Genomic DNA, 19,662 nt, shown 5'->3' on the forward strand with positions numbered 1-19,662 from the left:
TTCGCGGGAAGCGATATAAAAACATCAGATAAGGAACTATAGTTCCGCTATTTTTATTTCAGGAAGCAGGTGCGGCTTAACTTACGATGTTCCGGGGCTAAAGCCCGACCCTAAGGCCATTTCGGGCAGCGAATCCCGCAGCAACGAGTGAGGAGACGGAACAACCGAGGCTGCTGCAGCGCATTCAGCTGGCGTTCTCTGCTGCGGCGCTTTCGTACCCATCTGCGCGGATGCTTCAGCTTCTGCTTTCCTGCCGCAGTGGACCGGGAGCCGCGATCGCTCACCACTCCCGCCTCCTGCCTGGGTGCTGCCACCCACCTGCCCCTGCGTGCGGTACACACGCCCATTACTTCGCTCTCCAGGGGAGCCCAGCTTCGGCTGCCGCTCCGGCCCGCTTCTTAACGAACCGGGAAAGCCATCGTGGACATCAGCGCATTCTCGGCCTGCGTCGAATCGAGGCGGCTGTACTGCACGATCACCGGCACATCGCTCACGACTTCGATCGCATAGGGAACGCCCGCCGGAATCGACACGCTATCCTTGAGCAGCGAGCTCGTGCGGATATGTCTCGTTCTCCGGCCCGGAACCACGACCAGAATATCGGCCAGCGGATCGCGGTCTTCAAAAAAGATCGTAAAGCGGAGCAGCGCTTCCTCCGAGCCGGTGTTGAGCACGCACACGGATTCGTGGCTTGTAAGCTCGCCCGAGCTCTTCTCCGGGATGTAGGTGTCCGGAATCACCCAATGCTTCTCGCCTTTGGCCTGATAAAACATACGGTTCACCACTCCTCAGCTTAGCGGGTAAAGGCAGCCGGTACGCCGCCGTCGATCGTCAGCATGCAGCCCGTCGTCTTCTCGGACTTCGAGGAGGCGAAGAACGCGATGCCTTCAGCGATGTCGCTCGGATAGATGTTCACGAGCAGCGTCGTGCGCTTGCGGTAGTACTCTTCAAGCTGATCCGGCTCAATGCCGTAAGCCGCAGCACGCTCGTTGCGCCACGAACCGTTCCAGATCGCGGAGCCCTGCAGGATCGCATCCGGCAGCACCGTGTTCACGCGGATGCCGAACTCGCCGCCTTCGGCCGCGATGCAGCGGGCCAGATGCGCTTCGAGCGCTTTTGCCGCGCTGTAAGCTGTTGCGTTCTTACCGGCATAGACGGAGTTCTTCGAACCGATGAACACCATGTTGCCGCCGATCGCCTGTTCTTTCATTTGCTTGAACGCTTCGCGCGCCACGAGGAAGTAGCCTGTGCCGAGCACGTTCATGTTCAGGTTCCATTCCTTGAGGCTCGTTTGGTCGAACGGGCTCGAGGTCGCCAGACCCGCGTTGTTGACAAGGATGTCCACACCGCCGTAGGCCAGAGCCGTCTCGGCGAATGCCGCCGCCACCTGCTCTTCGCTCGTTACATCCATTTTAACCGCAATGGCCCGGTTCTCGCCAAACTTCTCGTTGATCTCGGCCGCTACATTCTGTGCGCCTTCGAGGTTGAGGTCCGCGAGCACCACATGCGCGCCCTCGGAAACGAGTCTGCGTGCCGTTGCGCTGCCGATGCCGCCGGCGCCGCCCGTGATCAGGGCCACCTTGCGGGAGAACTCGGCTTCCGCCGGAGCCAGCGTCAGCTTGTAGAGCTCAAGCGGCCAGTACTCGACGTTGTAGGACTCGTTCTCGCTCAGGGAGACGAATTCGCCCAGCGCCGTGGCGCCGCGCATAACGGCAATCGCACGGTGGTACAGCGCGCCGCTGACCTGGGACATCGCCCAGCTCTTGCCGGTGTTGATCATGCCCACGCCTGGGATAAGGATGACGCGCGGAGCCGCTTCGAACATCACGTCGCCTTCGTTCTTGTTGCGCTCGAAGTACGCTTTGTATTCTTCCTTGTAGCGGGCGATCCCTTCCTGCAGCTTCGCCTTCAGGCCGTCAACGTCCTCCGCGTTCGGCTCCCAGTCGATGAGCAGCGGAACGACCTTCGTGTGCACGAGGTGATCCGGACAAGCGGCGCCGACCTGGGACAGCTTCGGTGCGTTCTCGCTGGAAGCGAACTGCAGTACATCCGCTTCGTCGTCGAAGGAGAGGATCATTTTCTTCACGTCGCTGACCGCACCGCGAATGGCAGGCATCACTTGAGCGGCAATGCTGCGGCGTACTTCCGGAGCAAGCACTTCGTACTTCGCGCCGCCGAACAGCTTCGCTTCGTCCACGCGGGCGTCGATGAAGCTTTCCGCTTCATTAATAATCTGTATCGTTTTAGCGTAGCATTCTGCGGAGGTTTCGCCCCATGTCACCAGACCGTGCTTCTCCATGAGAACGAGCTCGGCCTTCGGATTCGCGAGCACGCCTTCGGCGATCATCTTGGAGAGCGTGAAGCCGGGACGCACGTAAGGAACCCAGACGAAGCGGTCGCCGAAAATCTCCTTGGCGATTTCTTTGCCGTTATCCGCGCAGCAGAGCGCGATGATCGCATCCGGATGCGTGTGGTCGACGTGCTTGAACGGCAGGAACGCATGCAGCAGTGTCTCGATGGACATGCGCGGGTGCTTCGAATCGATCATGCAGTGGGTCAGGTAAGCGACCATCTCCTCGTCGGTCATCTCCGGCTTCTCGAACAGTGGACGGATGTCCTCCATGCGCAGGCCGGTGAAGTTGCCGGCTTTCATCGACGCGAGGTCGGAGCCGCTGCCCTTCACGAACATCACTTCTATGTCGCGGCCGCGGAAATCCTTCACGGTCGTCTTCGCGGACGTGTTGCCTCCGCCCCAGTTACATACGCGGCGGTCCGCTCCGATGATGTTCGAGCGGTATACGAGCTCGTCAAGTCCGCCCTGCAGCTGCGATGCTTTCGTCTGATCCCACAAACTTTGTACCATGGTTTGGTTTCCCTCCGAATTTACGCTTGAATGGTTTTGTTTTTGCTTGTTTTGATCTTATCACCTTTATTTATTTTTGTATAGTATAAAATCAAAAATAAACGGGCATACTTATCCCCCTTATCGGGGACAAAAGAAAGACCGGGCTTCTGAAACGGTCCGGGGCTATCCGCCAAAGCCAAGCGTTCATCATTGACCCGGAGAAGGAGGCGCGGCTGCAGAAGCTGTGGCGCGGGTTTGTTTTCCCAGAATAGCCCCGAGGAAACAATGGTATCGGCCGGCCATCGCCCCAGCGCATGTCACTTGAACCCTCCACTTGATACCTCCACTTAAAACTTCCTTGGTTATAAAAAAAGACAGCCTCCATCTGAAGACTGTCTGTGCTGTCTATGCTGTCTCTGCTGTACTCCAGCCGCCATCACGAAATCCATCCGCCAGTCCCGAGACCGCTCGCACTTCACGATTATGCGGATCGCTCCCGAGCTCCTGCGCCGCGATCATCGACTTGCCGCTGTATTCAATTCAGCCACCTCCAGCCGTTCGAACACATCGGGCGCCGGCTTCCGTCACTCTTACAATCCAAAAGCCTTCTCAAGCTCCCCGATCCGTTCTTCGTCCATATGCACTATAGCTCCCAGGCTCTGCGCCGCGATCATCGACCTGGCGCTGTATTCCGCCACCTCCAGCCGGTCGAACGCGCTCAGCAGGCTGTCTCCCGTTACAATGACACAGTTATTGCGCACGATGGCGATCGGCGTATTCTTGGTGAAGACGGCCGCCGCCGTCTCCGGATCGTCATACACGGCGTGGAACGGAAGCTTCGGCATCCGGCGGAGCAGCAGATAGCTCTCGGGGATCGTCCGGGAATCGAAGTCCGCATCCGTGACGGCAAAAGCCATAATGCTCGGCGGATGGGCGATCAGCACGGAATTCACATGCGGGTGCGCCTCATAAATATGGCGGTGGAGCAGGTGCGAGCGGCTTGGCTTTTTGCCGGCCTCCGCCCTCCCGCCTTCGATCCGCACGAGGTCCTGGGGCTCGAGGTACTTGCGGTCCATCCCATGGGGCGTGATCAGAAAAGCATCCCCGCCGATCCGCTCCGAGTACGTTCCCTGCGTGCTGGTGAACAGCCGCTGGTCATAGGAGCGCCGGATGAGCCGGCACATCATCTCCCTCGCCTCCCGCTCCCGCGTCGGGTATCCGGCTGCGGTGAACGGCTCCAGCGGGAGCTCCCGGCAGGCCCGCGCCTTGGCGATGTCTTCTGCGGCCAGTCGGACCGGCGTTCCGATGCGGCTCGCCTCGATCTCCAGCCGCGCGCAGAATTCCAGTGTTTCGAACCGCTGGAACGCCTCGAACAGATCGCCGCCGCCGGCAACAACTCCGTGATTCTCCAGCATTACCGTGTCGATCCCCCGTGCGAAAACTTCCGCGATCCGTTCGCCGAGCTCGGCGCTGCCCGGAACCGCGTAAGCCGCCATGCCCACCTCTCCGCAGATCTCGTGCTCATCCGGGAGCAGCCTGGTGTCCGGGATGCGGCGCACGATGCTGAAGGCCACCAGCGCGGGCGGGTGCGCATGCACCACGGCCCGCAGGTCCGGCCGGTCCCGGTAGATCCGCTGGTGGAACGGGAATTCGCTGGACGGCCTGTGGGCGCCGACGACCTGTCCGTCCGGCTTCACGCAGACGATATCCTGGCGGGTCAGCGCGCCTTTGTCCACGCCCGCCGGAGTGATCCAGATGTCTCCGTTGTCGTCCCGAATGGAGAGATTGCCGCCGGAGGTCGTCGTCATCCCGTACCCGTAGATGCGCTCCATGAAGAGGACGATCGGGTCCGCAGGAGGAAGAAGTCCGAATTTCATTGTGGGTCACCCTTTCCGAATCTTTGTTTATGATTGTTTCCGTTTGTCTTCTTTTACTTTATCACACACCCGGAAGGAAAGTATTGATCTGGATCACACCGATGCATTCTTTTCCAGCGGACGTGGCCCTCCATTTAGTTGCTATACATATAATTGCTGTGATAACATTATAAAAGTCATTTTATGGGGATGCTTTGGAACAGGAATGGTTACCCTGGCCATTCCGGAGCAGCGGCCTCCTCCCCATGGCTTGCGACGCTGGTCTGCAGCACGGCCGCAGCTGACCCATGCTACTATGCTTCATCTATCAGGAGGAATGCTCTTCATGCGCATTGACGATTCCATCGGCTTCATGATCAGCACGATCGGCCGCAAGCTGAACCAGAGCCTGACGCTCCGCTTTCAGCCGTTCGACATCACCTCGGAGCAGTGGTCCGTACTCAACACGCTGATGCTAGGCGACGGGGTGAACCAGCGGGAGCTGTCCCAACGGACGGAGAAGGACCCGACGAACGTGACCCGCATCCTCGACCAGCTCGAGCGCAAGGGATGGATCCGCCGGGCTCCTCATCCCGATGACCGCCGCGCGTATCTCCTCTACGTCACCGACAGCGGACGAGAGCTCAACCGCATTCTCGCTCCGATGGAGGCGGAGCTGATCGCCTCTGTGCTCGCCTCCATAGATCCGGAGTCCGAGCGTGTGCTGCGAGAGGCACTGCTCTCCATCAACGATCATATCCAATAATCTTAAGAAAGAAGAGATGGACCCATGCCCCACCAGACCTTATCCGATCAGCAGACACCGGTGCCGCTGTGGACGCGGGATTTTCTTGCGATCTGCTTCAGCTCCTTCTTCGTCTTCATGACCTTCTACATGCTGGCCGTGACCCTGCCCGGCTATGTGCTCGATGAGCTTCACGGCAGCAAGGGCCAGATCGGGCTCGTGACGACCGTGTTCGTCATCGCGGCCGTCGTCTTCCGCCCGCTCACCGGCAAATGGCTCGACGAGGGCAGCCGCCGCAAGCTGCTGCTCACCGCGCTCGTACTCTATATGATCTGCAGTGCGCTGTACCTGACCGTCCACAACCTGACCGCCCTGCTCGCACTCCGCGTGCTGCACGGCGTCTCCTTCGGGATCGCCGCTACGGCTACCTCGGCGATTGCGGTCGACCGCGTGCCGGCAGCCCGAAAGGGCGAAGGCGTCGGCTACTTCAGCCTGTTCATGAGCCTTGCGATGGTCATCGGCCCCTACCTCGGGCTGATGTTCACCGGTTCTTTCAGCTATACGGTGCTGTTCACCGCCTGTGCGGTCCTGGCCCTGCTGGCGCTCGTCTGCGGCAGCACTGTACGCATCCCGCCGCATGTGCCGAAGCCGGCCGCCGGCCATCCTTGGCACTGGACGCGCTTCATCGAGCCGGCCGCGATTCCCATATCCCTGGCGGGCAGCGTGCTCGCTTTCTCGTATGGGGCGATCTCGACCTTCATCTCCGTCTTCGCCAAGGAGATCGGGCAGGGAGCCGTCGCCTCCTACTTCTTCATCGTGTTCGCGGCGATGATCCTGATCTCCCGCCCGTTCACGGGCCGGATCTTCGATCGGCGCGGCGAGCATGTGCTCGTCTATCCCGGGCTCGCCCTGTTCGTCGTCGGCATGCTCCTGCTGAGTCAGGCGCACACCGCCGCCTTCTTCCTCTTCACCGGCGCGGTAATCGGCCTCGGCTTCGGCGCCCTGCTGCCGAGCTTCCAGGCTATCGCGCTGAAGGCGGCCCCCGCCCACCGCAGCGGCCTTGCGACGGGGACTTACTTCGTCCTCTTCGACACCGGGTACGGCCTCGGCTCCTATATCCTCGGCATCGTCGCCGCCGGGACAAGCTACGGCACGATGTACCTCGTCGGCGCGGTCATTACCGCCTTCACGGTGGTGCTGTACTACCTGCTGCATCACCGCAAGCAGAGCCGGAAGAACCCCGCTGCCAACACAGCCTGACCTTCATCCAGCGGGTGTATGCGGCACAAAAAAAGGCGGCCGTTCCCGAATATACCGGGGTGGCCGCCTTTTTTGGCTTTATGAAGGTTGAACCCCGCCTCTCGACAAGGCAAAATTCCAGAGATTCTCCGTCCCTGACCCACTCTTCCCTTGACCCAGAGAAACGGACTGCTCCTCCGATTTCCGCGCGTCCAGGCGCTGCAGCAAGGGGTGATTCGAAGACCGAGAAAGAGCCTCTCGAACCGTCGCCCCAGCCGGACGATTCGTCTCGGCTTTGGGCACCCAATACCGTTCTTTGGCGAACGGATAGGTCGGCAGACGAACTCGGCTCATGGTATCTGTACGGTCATACAATCCATTCCAATCGATGGAAATCCCGGAGACCCATAATCCGGCCAGAGCCTCCAGGTTCCGCGAAGCAATCGAGTCTGCCACCGCTTGGTCCGCGGACAGAGCATCACCTGGTGATCTCGGCTCCTGATGAACACCCCCCTGGAAGCAGCCGCTGATCGCCCGCTCTCCGCTGCAATAGCCCTCCAGCTTTTGAAGGAGCTCCTCCCTTGATCTCACAACAAAAGCAACCCTGCAGTTCATGGCTTCACGCCCCGTTTGAAGCGTGTAGGCGATGGCCTTCAACTCGCCGCCCGCCTCTGCGAATGGAGGGGATGGCTCCACTTCCGCGGCTCCCCCTGTGTGGCCTTCCACCAGATATTGAAGCAGCTTCCCGGCATATCTTTGGAGCGCATCCTCATGTTTGGCCGACAGGGGAACAAGGCAGGGGGTGTCCAGCCGGTGGTCTCCCGTCTTGCCTTGCGGACGGCCGCCCGTATATTCTTCTACGATCAGATGGGCATTGCTTCCATTGGCTCCGAATGAACTGATGCCGGCACGCCTTGGATACACGGTCTTCTTCCCGTTGACCTCGAGCTCCGGCCTTCTCCATTCCCCGCTCTCCCGCTGAACGTAGAAGGAGGTGTTCTCAAAGGAAATGTACGGATTGAGCTGTTCGGCATGCAGGGAAGGAAACAGGATCTTATGCTTCATCTGCAGGAGGATTTTGGTTAATCCGGCAACCCCCGACGCCGCTTCCGCATGGCCGATGTTCGACTTTACCGAGCCCACGGCGCAGTACTGTTTATCCGAGCTCCATTTGGCGAACGCCCGCTCCAGGCCGTGAAGTTCGATCGGGTCCCCTAGAGAGGTGCCCGTACCATGTGCTTCCACATAACTTATCGTCCGCGGATCTATGCCGGATCTCGTGATGGCATCCGAAATGACTTCCGACTGCGCTACAGGGTCAGGCACGGTGGCGCCCGACGTCTTGCCCACATGGTTAATGGCGGAGCCTTTGATCACGCCGTAGATCGGGTAGCCTTCCTTCTCCGCCTGGGAGCGCTTCGCCAGAAGAAGGGCTCCCACCCCTTCCCCGGGCACATAACCATCCCCGTCTTTGCCGAAGCTCCGGCACCGTCCGTCCGAGGATAAGAACTGGGCCTGCTGTAAGAACACATACTTGTGAGGATGTGTGACTAGGTTCACTCCCCCTGCAACGGCGTAATGGCATTCGCCGCGCTTGATGCTCTCGCATGCCAAATGAATGGCGGTCAAGGAAGATGAGCACATGGAGTCGACAGCCATCGAAGGGCCATGGAAATTCAAACAGTAGGAGACCATATTGGCTATCGATGCCGATGAGACACCAAACGCCGACGGGGTTCCGCGCTGCGTCATTTCGGCGCTGAAGAGCTCGTAACTGTTCCAGAAAACGCCTGCAAACACGCCCACACTCTTATCGCTGTTCGACGGATAACGATGCTCGCTCCGATTCAGCGGAAAACCCGCATCTTCACAAGCCTCCCAAGCGGTCTGCAAAAAGTGTCTCGCCTGGGGATCCATCATTTCGGCCTGAGCCGCAGAGATGTTAAAAAACATTGGATCGAATTCGTCAATCCGGTCAAGAAATCCCCCATACCGGTAATACTGCTCCACATCAAACGATAGCGAGTTGTCCGCCCACCGCTCTGTCGGTATAGGGGCGATGCAATCCTTGCCGTCCCGCAGGTTGCCAAAAAACTCGTCCATGGTTCCCGCCATCGGATACCGGCCCGACAGTCCGATAATCGCGATATCGTCATCAGACTCGGGGGAGCAGACCGGCCTGCCTGTGGATTCCGGACGGGTCCCGTCTTCTTCCCCAGCCGCAGCCGCGCCGAGGAAATCCGCTCGGATGCCCTCTCCGTCGCCGTACAAGATGATGGCCTGAGTCAAGGAATGCGCAAGAACGGTATCCATAGCTTGAAGCCCTTCCCTTGTAGGCAGAGCCCTATTGCCTTTGGAGCGGTAGAACAGCTCTTGAAGGTTCTCTTCCACCCGCATGCCGCCCTCCAGCCACAAAGGCCAATTCACGGTAACCGTCCGCCCGAACCGTTCCCCCCGGTCTACCTGCTTCTGCCGTTCCAGAGCCAGCATATCCATGTATGCGTTCGCACTGGCATAATCCGCCTGGCCAATATTTCCCGTCACGGCCGATACGGATGAGAACAGCACAAAACAATCGAGTCTCTCTCCGCGGGTAGCCATATCGATATGCCGCATGCCGTAAACCTTGGGGCCCAATACCTCCGACACTTCATCGGCATCTTTATTCATCAGGATCTGATCCTTGAGAGCGCCCGCACAATGGAAGATGCCGGTGATGCCTCCCCATCGGTTCCGGATCTCCCCAAACGCCTGCTCTACATCCGTTTCCCTGCTGATATCGGCTTGAAGGTACACCACCTCCGCCCCCTTCGCCACCAATTGGCGGATGGTCCGGGCTTTGGCTTCGTCTGGCTTGGAGCGGCCGATCAAGGCCAGCTTCACCCTTTGCCGGGAGGCGAGATGGTCCGCAACGTGCAATCCCAAGCCGCCCAAGCCACCCGTAATCACGTATACGCCATTCTGCCGGTAGGCAGGCCGGTGTTCCTGCAGATGCACTTCGCCGTGCTCTTGGACAAAACGTTCGGCAGGGCTGCCCTTATAGCGTACGCTTACGGTTCCGCGTCCATGGGACCGTGCTTCCTCCCTAAGCACTTCAACCATCGTTCTATTCTCGCCGCGGTCCCCCTCCGGCTCCATCCAGATGATTTGACTGTTAATTTTGGGGTTCTCCATATACGCGGTTTTCAACAAGCCTTCCAATGCAAAAACATACGGGCTCTCCCCGGCCGAGATCACCTGCAGCAGCAGCTCTGATTTGGCTTTTTGTTTCACGAACGACTTGATATAAAGAAGAAGCTGCTTGAGCTTATCCTCGAACTGGCCGGCTCCGTCGGTCTTGTCGGAATTCAGCCGGATGATCTCGTCGAAGTACGGCGTACCGCTCCCAACGCCCAAAGGAGTGTCGTCGTATAGAACGACAGCATGGTACCGCGGGTCCTCCCTCTTCAAGCTTGGCATGGCCCTCTTCCTCCAGACCCGCTCGAAGAACAAGGTCTCCCCTGCAGGGTCCGGGGCCGTACCGGCACCGGTTCCCCGCTCTCCCCCGGCTTCCCCGCCATTGCGGAAGGCACCGGCACCGAACGCTCTGGCATGATGCTCGAGCAGATAGCCCGACAGGCTGTCGATCGTGGAGTATTCGAACAGCAGCGTCGGGTATAACGCGCCGCTGACTTTCTCCTCCAGCACTTTCACCAGCCCCAGCAGGTGAACCGAATCCAGTCCCAGCTCGTAGAATCCGTCACCCGGGCCGATGGCGTTCGGCTGAACATGGAGCACTTCGGCAATGACGCCTTGCAGATAAGCACGGATACGCGCACGGATCTCGCCGCTGTCCGCAGACGGAAGAAGCACGGCGGGCCGTACGCCGCCTTCCCGGCCTCTCCCGGCAAACGGAGGGGCGCCGGCATCGAAGGCGCCCGCATGATGCTCGAGCAGATACGCCGACAAGCTGTCGATCGTGGAATATTCGAAGAGCAGGGTCGGGTACAACGTGCCGCTGATCGTCTCCTCCAGCACTTTCACCAGTCCCAGCAGCTGGACCGAGTCCAGTCCCAGCTCGTAGAATCCGTCACCCGGGCCGATGGCGTTCGGCTGAACATGGAGCACTTCGGCAATGACCCCCTGCAGATAAGCACGGATACGCGCACGGATCTCGCCGCTGTCCGCAGACGGAAGAAGCCCTGCAGGCCGCACGCCTTCTTCCCGGTCTCTCCCGGCATACGAAGGGACTCCGGCATCGAAGGCGCCCGCATGATGCTCGAGCAGATACGCCGACAGGCTGTCGATCGTGGAGTATTCGAACAGCAGCGTCGGGTACAACGTGCCGCTCACCTTCTCTTCCAGCACTTTCACCAGCCCCAGCAGCTGGACCGAATCCAATCCGAGTTCATAGAACCCGTCTCCCGGGCCGATGGCATCCGGATGAACGTGCAGAACGCCGGAGATGACTTCCTTCAGGTAAGAAACAACCGCATACGGCCCGCTCCCCTCGGCTGAGGTTGAGGTCCCTGCGGGCGTCTGTTCCCCAGCTCCAGGGGATGGCTGCACCCTATCCGCAAGGGGGGCTGGCTCCGGAGACCGAAGCCCGATCAGCTTGCGGATCGCTTGCGGTTCCCGGATCCGTTTTACGCTGAATTTGCCGAACTCGACCAAGACCTCGCCCTTCTCGTCATAAATCGTGATATCGCGGGATACCAGGTCAGGGTTGACAGGGAGAGCGCCGGACGGTGCTCTTTCTTCCGTATGGGTATAGATGGTTGGGGTCAGCTTCCGGTGGATGCAGAACCGTTCGATGGTGATAGGCATATAAGCGGAACGGTCTTCATTGATCCAATTCTGGGTGCCGTTCTTGCTAAAGGACAACCCTGCCATAGAGGCCCCGTCCAAAAAAGCGACATGGGCATAGAACGAGTCGAAATGACTGTAGGCCAGCTCGCTAAGCTGCAACCGCATAACCTCTTGATTCTTTTTTTGGTACACCCGTCCCGCCGTCTTCATGAACGTGAAGTGCTGTATCTCCGTTCGGCGTGCCATCTCATACATCTCGTCCATATCCCACTGCTCGTCGGCAGAGCGAATGAACGACTGCAGGTCCACCGTCTGCCGCACCGCGGCTTTCTCTTCCCTGACATAGAGCAGGCACTCCATATTCTGCGCGGGCTCCGGGTCGATGACCTGCCCGTTCTTCACTTTCTTGGAGGTGACCGTAACCTGCCAATGGGATGGCCGCGGCACAAACGTAACCAAGATCTGCTGGTCGAACGTTTCCGAGGTCACAACGGGCTGCTTGAATAAGATATGCCTAAGTTCGATCATCAGCGTCCCCGTAAGGGCAGGCGACAACCGGTAGATCATATCCAATAATGCCACGCCCGGGAGTGTCCGTACGCCGTGAACCTGATGGTCCCGAACGATATAGTTGCCGTGATGCAGCGTTTGCAAAAAGGTTTTCTGCGCGCTCATGGATATCCAGCCCCTTTATTCAACCTCTACCGTCTCAAAAAAAGCGGCGAACTCCCCACTCGTTGGAGGAACCGCCTTGGATTCCGGCCAATACCGTTTGCGGTTAAAGGAAATGACCGGCTTTCTTGAGGCAAGGGAAGCCCGATGCGTCACCGGTATGCCTTCATTACTGACGATGATGTGGGCGTTGTTGCCTCCAAGACCGAAGGAACTGATCCCTGCCCGCAATACAGGGCCATCGCTCGTCCACTTGGTATGCTCCTGGACGATATAGAAGGGGGAATCGTCAAACTGAAACCTCGGATTCGGGATGCTGCAGTGCAGCGTAGGCGGAAGCTCTTCATGAACCAAGGAAAGCAGCACTTTAATGAAGCTCGCTACGCCCGCCGCGCTGATCAAATGTCCGATATTGCTCTTGACGCTGCCGACGCCGCAATATTGCCTTTTCTCCGTGTATTTCGAAAAGACGCTCGTCAATGCTTTCAATTCGATCGGGTCTCCGATCAAGGTACCGGTCCCATGCGTCTCCACGTAACTGACGCTTCCGGGGTGAATCTTCGCATCGGCAATGGCCTTCTCGATCAGCTCCTTCTGTGCCTCGGGATTCGGGGTAGTAATGCCCATTGTGTTGCCGTCATTATTAATAGCCGACCCGTCGATAACGCCATAAATCTTGTCGTTATCCTGTATCGCCTGATGGAGCGGCTTGAGGACGACGACGCCGCAGCCTTCCCCAACCCCAATCCCGTTGGCGTTCGCGCTGAAGGACTGACAGCGGCCATCCGGCGATAAGATGTTGGCCGTACTGAGCAGGACGTAAATCGATTCGTCCAGGATGATATCCACCCCGCCGGCCAGCGCCATTTCGCTCTCCCCGTTCAAGATGCTCTTGGCAGCCATATGAATCGCCGTCAAGGAACTCGAGCATGCCGTGTCGACGATCATGTTGGGGCCTTTGAAATTATAGACATGCGACAAGTGCGCCGCGATGAAGTTTTGGCCGACGCCCACGATCGTATCCTTGTCGGCTCTCCCCAGCTTCTGATAATAGGTGCTTGTTCTAGCCCCAATGAAAACGCCGACTTGCCGGTTCCACAGCTCTTCTTTCCCGTAGCCTGCATCGGCCAGGGCACCGGCCCCGCATTCGAGAATTTTGCGCTGCAGGGGATCAAGCTGCACCGCGAGAGACTCGGGGATCTGGAAGTATGAAGGATCGAACTCTTCGATCTGATCCAGGAACGCCCCGACCTTATGGATTCGCCTCGCAACGGGATGCTCCTTCTCCCGGTCCCACCGGTTAGCCGGAGCCGGCCGGATGCTGTCTTTGGCCCCTTTCAGATTCTCCCAATACTCCGTCTTATCGGAGGCATCCGGGAACTGGCAATCCACTCCCACCACGGCGATCTTGCCCCTGAACTCCTGATCATCCGTACGCCGCTTAGGGGAATCGGCCGGCGAATTCACGCCGGGCACAGGCGAAATGTACGGCTCTTGGCTAACTTGAAGCCGTGCCGGCCCTGCCGGCGGAGCCGCCTCCTTAGACAAGCGTGCCCTCAGCACATCCGGATAGGTTCGCGACAAGTGCGCAGCCAAGCCTCTCATCGTCGGATACTCCAGGATGAGGGAGGGATCAAGCGCCACTTCGTCCAGCTCGTAATCCATTCTTGTGATCACCTGCGCCAACAGAATGGAGTCCATTCCATACTGTTGAAACGGGATATCCGGCCGAAACTCCGAGGCGTCGACCCGCAGTTCTTTGGCAAACAAGGCAATCAGCCAGGCTTCCGTGTCCTGGAGAAGGTCACCCGCATAGCCCGCCGAAGCGGCAGATGCGCCTGTCTCCTCCGGTAAGCGCCGGCTGGGGGAGGAGTTCTGCTGCCCTTGCGGAGCCAGCCGCTTCCGTAATACGTCAGGGTAGGCTGCCGCTAAGTACCCCGCCAGGGTCCGCATTGTCGGATATTCCAAGATGATGGACGGGTCGAGCGCCACCTCTTCCAGTTCATAATCCATCCGTGTAATGACCTGCGCCAACAGAATAGAGTCCATCCCGTACTGTTGGAACGCAATATCCGGCCCGAATTCCGACGCGTCCATCCTCAGCTCCTTGGAGAACAGCGAGACCAGCCAGGCTTGCGCCGCTTGAACCAGACCGCCGCCGTCGTTCCCGTCCGCCGCAGCTCCCGCAGGTGAGCTATCCGTCTGCAGCACGGCTTCCTGCTGGTCTTCGGATTGGATTCTGCGGCGGGCCAGCAGCTGCCCGGGTTCCCACACGGCCGAATTCACGAGCGCGGGAAGCACCACCGTATGCCGCTTCAATGCCAGAATGCGGTCGAGCATGGACAGCCCTTCTTCGTTGGACATGCTCAGCATCCCTGTTTGCTTATAAGGAAGACTGGTCACTTCCCCGATCCCCACTTCTCTCCAGCTCGACCACTGGATGCTGACGATCGGGCAGGAGGCCGCTTTGGATTCGGCAAAATAATCCATATACGCATTGGCCATGGCATAATCGCTTATCCCGGCTCCAAGCGTTGGAATAATCGCCGAGACCGAGGAGTACAGCACAAAGAATTGCAGAGGCTCGTTCTGAAAGCTATGATACATGACATCCAGGCCCATAACCTTCGGATTGAGCACTTGACCGATGACTTCAGGCGATTTTCGGATAAAGGCCAGATTCTCAAGGTCGGCCAGCCCCGCGCAATGGATGACCCCCCCGATCGGTCCCATAAAGCGCTTGACACTGTCCACACTCGCGCGCATGGCCTGAACATCGCCCAAATCAACCGATAGAACAAAGACTTCCACGCCCTCGTTCTCAATGTCCCGGATGGAGCGGATTTTTTGGGCGGCCGCCGTATTCTGCCCCTCGTAGGCGTCCCACTGGTCCCTCGGCGGCAGCATCTCCCTGCCGGAGAGCACCAATTGTTTTACCCCGTAGTGCTTCACGAAGTGCCGGGCGCACAGCAAGCCGAGGCCCTTCGTTCCTCCGGTAATCCATAATACATGGCGTTCCGGGAAGCTCCGGCGGGTGCCGGCCGGCATCCCGTATTCCTCCGCTTCCTGCAGCAGAGCCCGGTACCTCGTACCGCTGCGGTAACAAACTTCCGTATCGTCGTTTGCGGCGAGGAACTCCTGCGCAATCTGTTCGGCCAGGATGGCGTCGGCCGCCGCGAGCTCACCGTCCATATGCCGGGAGCGGACATAACTGTACTCGCTTTGCAGCATACGGTACAATCCTACGCGCAAGGCGCCTGCCATATTGACGGTCTCGTTCCGATAGGACTCCAGAGAGCGGGTAACGCACAGCATCATGAAATGCTCCCTTTGTCCGTACTCGATCAACTTTTGCAGCCACGCGATCCAATGGACTTCGGATGTGCCTTCCCTTCCGCAGCCGATCAAGTCGATGCATCCGATATACCGTCCCCACACGTGATCCGGCTGCTGCAGCTCGGCCTGCAGCCCGTCCACATATACCGCCCTGGCCTCCGGGAGAAAGCGGGCAATAAGCTCCGCGAGCGGCCGTGTTTCCTCTGTGGTCAGGACAGCCACGCTTCCGTTCAGTCCGCGGGGTTCGGCCCATACCGGCGCGGGTTCCCAATGCTTGGTCATCCAGCTGAATCTGCGCTGTTCGGACGCAAGGGAAGCACGGCTTGGCCGTACGGATGCAGAAGGCTCACGCTGTTCGGATGAGAGACCGTTCTCAGGCACCCAGTATCTCTCTTTCCCGAACGGGTAGGTTGGCAGCGGGATCCGGGAGTATTCCCCCTGGTTGAACAACGCATGGAACTCAAGCTCGCACCCCTGCACGAACAATTCGGCGGCCTCGGCCAAATCGTCCATGTAGGTTTGCGCCTGAAATTCGCCTGCGCATCGGCGGATGCACTCGTTGCCGTACTGCTCCAGCCGCTCGCGTTCCTCCTGCGGCACGGGTCCCTGCGGCACGAGCGTGGTGAATACCCGGGGACTGCTCCCCTGCTCGAGCCACTTCGTCGATACCGCCATAAGCTCCGGCAGGCTGCGGACCGTGCAAGCCCATCGGTAAGCCAGGTGCTTGCGGCCCGTCAGAAGAGTATGGCTCATATTCCCGCAGTCGAGATCCGGCTCCTGGGCACAAAATCCGGCGAGCTGTGTGACCTGCCGGCGCAGCTGCTCTTCGGTCCGGGCCGACAGAGCGATGAGATAAGCAGGCCTGGACTCGTGGAAACGCTGGATATCCGGGGCTTCTTCGATCACCATGTGCACGTTCGTCCCGCTGAAGCCAAACGAACTGATCGCTGCGCGCCGCTTCGTGCGGGGGGCGGCCGGCCACGGCAGCAGCTGCCGGTTCACATAGAACGGGCTTCCCTCCGTCCGAATATTGGCGTTCGTCTTCTCGTAATGCAGGGAAGGCACGATCTGCTTATGCTTCAGCGAAAGAAGCACTTTGATCAGACCCGCCACACCGGATGCGTATTGGGTATGACCGATGCTGCTTTTGACAGTGCCCAGAGCACAATAGTTCGTCTTCTCCGTATATTTGCCGAAGGCCCGGGTTAACGCCTTGTATTCGATCGGATCGCCCAACTGCGTGCCGGTCCCATGCGCCTCCACCACCTGAATCTCCTCCGGATGAAGTCCGAACGTATCGTATACGGCCCGCTCCAGCCTTTCTTGAGACAGGGCGCTGGGCGCCGTAATTCCATTCGTGGATCCATCCTGATTCATCGCCGTTCCCCGGATAACCCCATAGATGTGATCTCCGTCCGCCTGGGCATCGCGGAGGCGCTTCAGTACCACGACGCCCGCCCCTTCTCCCGGCACAAACCCGTCCGCCCGGTGATCAAAGGCATAGCACCGTCCCGAAGGGGACAACATCCCCGCCCGGTTGGAATACAGATAGAAGTCCGGGGTCGTTTGTACAAAAATACCGCCGGCCAGCGCCATCTCGGTCTCCCCTGCCCATAATCCCTGGCAGGCCAGATGAATCGCTGCCAGAGAGCTGGAGCATGCCGTATCGACTGCGATAGCGGGCCCCTGCAGATCGAGGTAGTAGGCGATCCTCGCCGGAATAATAGAGCTGGCATTCCCCCAGAAGGCTTGAGCCGGCGGCTGGTCCCCGAGCAGCTTCGCGTAATCCGAAGGGCCGCAGCCTACATAGACGCCACAGGACTTGCCCTGCATGCCCGCTCCCGCATAACCGGCATCCTCCAGTGCCTTCCACGATTCCTCGAGGAAAATGCGCTGCTGCGGATCCATGTACGCTGCTTCCAAGCCGGTGATGTTGAAGAACATCGGATCGAACCGGTCGATGCCCTCTATAAACCCGCCCCGGTTGCAGTATGGGGTCCCCGGCGAGTAGAGGGCAGACAGATCCCAGCGGGTGACTTCCTGCGTCAGATCCCTCCCGTTCGCCAGGTGCTCCCAGAGCGCATGCACATCATCCGAGCCGGCGAACCGCCCGCTTATGCCGATGACCGCAATTTCTTTTCCTTCCGTTCCCCCTCGGGTTATCCGTTCCGGCGGGTTCACCGGCGAGCCGATTCCCCTTCGCGGCAGATCGGAATAAGCCGCTCGCGACTGTTCCCTCCCCGCAAGTACGGGAGGGGCAGCCCCCAGGTCCGCTCTGTCCGAAGATTCAGCGGCAGGCCTGATCCTTACCGGGGTGTAGAAGGATTGAATATGATCGGCCAATTGGTTGACGGTGCTGTAGTCGAAGAGATCCGTGCTTTCCAATTCGATCTGCAACGCCTTATTGATGCTCTGCACGAGCTGCACACCCGTGATCGAATCCACGCCATAGTCGGAGAAGGAATCATCCGGATCGATCATGCGGAGCGGTACCTTCAGGCATTCGGATACCTTCTGCAGAAGGGTTGCCTTCACCTGATCCGGCCCGGGTGTTCCCGGGACCGGAGCCTGATCTTGCTGCCCGACGCGACCCGGGCTCTCCGGCGCTGCCGGGGCTCCCCCCCTGCGTCCGTACAGCGTCCGGTTCGAAGCGGGTCCTGACGCTTCCTGCCCGAGCCCCGGCAGCCCCGGTGCCGGTTGCCCCGCTTCAGTACGCTGCAGCAGCTGGGCGGCAGCTGCGCCCTTGTGCCGGTCCATAATATAAACGGCCAATTGATGGACGGAGCTGTAATCGAAGAGATCCGTACTCTCCAATTCGATCCCCAGCGTCTGGTTGATACTTAAGACCAGCTGTACTCCTGTGATCGAATCCACGCCGTAATCGGCAAAAGACTCCCCCGGATCGATCAGACCGGGCTTTACTTTCAAGGTTTCCGATAGTTTCTCTACGATCGTCCGCTTGACATAAGACACGGCCGATGCGTCCGTTCCCCCGCCGCCGGTCCGCGATGGAGGAACCGACTCCAGCGCTTCCGGCCGCTGTCGGAAAGTCTGCATGCTTCCCGCGGCGGCCCGGTTCGGGTGCATGGCCTGCTTCAGTTGCACCATCCCGTCACTGCGGGCGGCAATAATCTGCTGGCCATACGCCTCCATATCCTTGGCGGGAAAGAAGACGTCTTTATACCCTTCCATCTCCAGCACTTTCTTCCATTGAAGGGGATACAACCCCGGGCAGCCGGGAATACGCAGGGAAGCATCCTCATACTTCCACCATCCCTCCAGGAGCCCGAACGTAAGGTGGGTAAACAGGGTGCTGTCCGTAAGCTCGTTGAGAAGGATCGATCCGTTGTTTTTGACAATGCTTTTGGCATTTCGGAGGGTCTGCCGAATATTCTTGGTGGCATGCAGTACGTTGGCCGCAATGACCAGATCATAGCCGCCCGTATCGATGCCCTGTCCGCTGACCGGCTCCTCTATATTCAGCACGCGGAAGGTAAGATAGGGATGCTGATCTCCGTAGTGAAGCTCGCCGTGCTTCAGGAAGGCCTTGGAAATATCCGTATAACAATACTCCTGAATGCCATCCGCATACGGCTGCAGCTTGCTTAGGACCATGGAGCTCGTCCCGCCGGTGCCGGCCCCGATCTCCAGGATCCGCATCCGCTTGCCCGGGTCTTGGCGAAGCCGGTTCTGCACCAGATCCAGCACCGCCCCCGACAAGACTTCATTGAAGTAATCGGCTACCAGGTTGTGCTTGTAGATGCCTTCCACGAGTTTCATCGTGCCTTTGGGGAACATCACATCCGTAGCCGGTACCCTTCCCGTAAGAATATCCGGCAGAGCCCTTAACGTGGCTTCGACCAGAACAATCTGCGCCCTTAGGTTCATGTTCTCCAGCCATGCGGTCTTGGAGCGGTCCCACTCGTTCCAGAGTTCATGCAATGCGGGGGGCTGAAGCCCCAGAAGCTGATGGCGCCGCAAGACTGCCAGACTTTCATCCAACCACCTGCAATACATATCCTTTATTCCCTTGGGCTGCGGAGTCCCTTGGTCCGCGGGATGCCCCGTCAGCAATCCCATGGTATGCAGGTGCCCCCATAACAACCTGGCCAGCAGCCGGTTTACCGCTTCCAAGTGCCGGGTGTAGATTTGAAACCGCTCGTCATTGTTCATGGTCATCC

At 59.2% G+C, this 19,662-nt stretch carries 7 protein-coding genes; 2 read left to right on the forward strand and 5 right to left on the reverse strand.

Translation table 11 applies throughout. The annotated features are described in order from the left end of the window. Positions 1–398 precede the first annotated feature (398 nt). The 3 genes from ACP26L_RS27345 to ACP26L_RS27355 form a co-directional block, all read right to left on the reverse strand. Positions 399–773 carry a sensory rhodopsin transducer gene (locus ACP26L_RS27345; protein WP_426448164.1) on the reverse strand — a complete coding sequence of 125 codons (375 nt, stop codon included), beginning with the start codon at positions 771–773 and terminating at the stop codon, positions 399–401. A gap of 20 nt (positions 774–793) precedes the next feature. Further along, entirely contained in the window at positions 794–2,863 is a 2,070-nt protein-coding gene (locus tag ACP26L_RS27350) for a bifunctional aldolase/short-chain dehydrogenase (protein WP_426448165.1), read from the reverse strand. Positions 2,864–3,435: 572 nt separating this feature from the next. Then, a complete protein-coding gene (locus ACP26L_RS27355) occupies positions 3,436–4,722 on the reverse strand; it encodes a class II aldolase/adducin family protein (RefSeq protein WP_426448166.1) in 1,287 nt (428 codons plus the stop codon). A gap of 325 nt (positions 4,723–5,047) precedes the next feature. Here ACP26L_RS27355 and ACP26L_RS27360 point away from each other — a divergent pair, with 325 nt between their 5' ends. Further along, positions 5,048–5,467, forward strand: coding sequence for a MarR family winged helix-turn-helix transcriptional regulator (locus ACP26L_RS27360; RefSeq protein WP_426448167.1), 420 nt, complete (start codon positions 5,048–5,050; stop codon positions 5,465–5,467). A gap of 24 nt (positions 5,468–5,491) precedes the next feature. After that, positions 5,492–6,706 carry an MFS transporter gene (locus tag ACP26L_RS27365; protein WP_426448169.1) on the forward strand — a complete coding sequence of 405 codons (1,215 nt, stop codon included), beginning with the start codon at positions 5,492–5,494 and terminating at the stop codon, positions 6,704–6,706. 78 nt (positions 6,707–6,784) lie between these two features. Here the strand turns inward: ACP26L_RS27365 and ACP26L_RS27370 are convergent, their stop codons facing one another. Beyond that, the gene (locus ACP26L_RS27370; RefSeq protein WP_426448171.1) at positions 6,785–12,148 is read right to left on the reverse strand and encodes an SDR family NAD(P)-dependent oxidoreductase; all 5,364 of its coding nucleotides are present in this window, start codon (positions 12,146–12,148) and stop codon (positions 6,785–6,787) included. A gap of 15 nt (positions 12,149–12,163) precedes the next feature. Next, positions 12,164–19,654, reverse strand: coding sequence for a beta-ketoacyl synthase N-terminal-like domain-containing protein (locus ACP26L_RS27375; RefSeq protein WP_426448173.1), 7,491 nt, complete (start codon positions 19,652–19,654; stop codon positions 12,164–12,166). Positions 19,655–19,662: the final 8 nt, after the last annotated feature.

Source organism: Paenibacillus sp. S-38, from assembly GCF_049942825.1.
GTDB lineage: Bacteria > Bacillota > Bacilli > Paenibacillales > NBRC-103111 > Paenibacillus_G.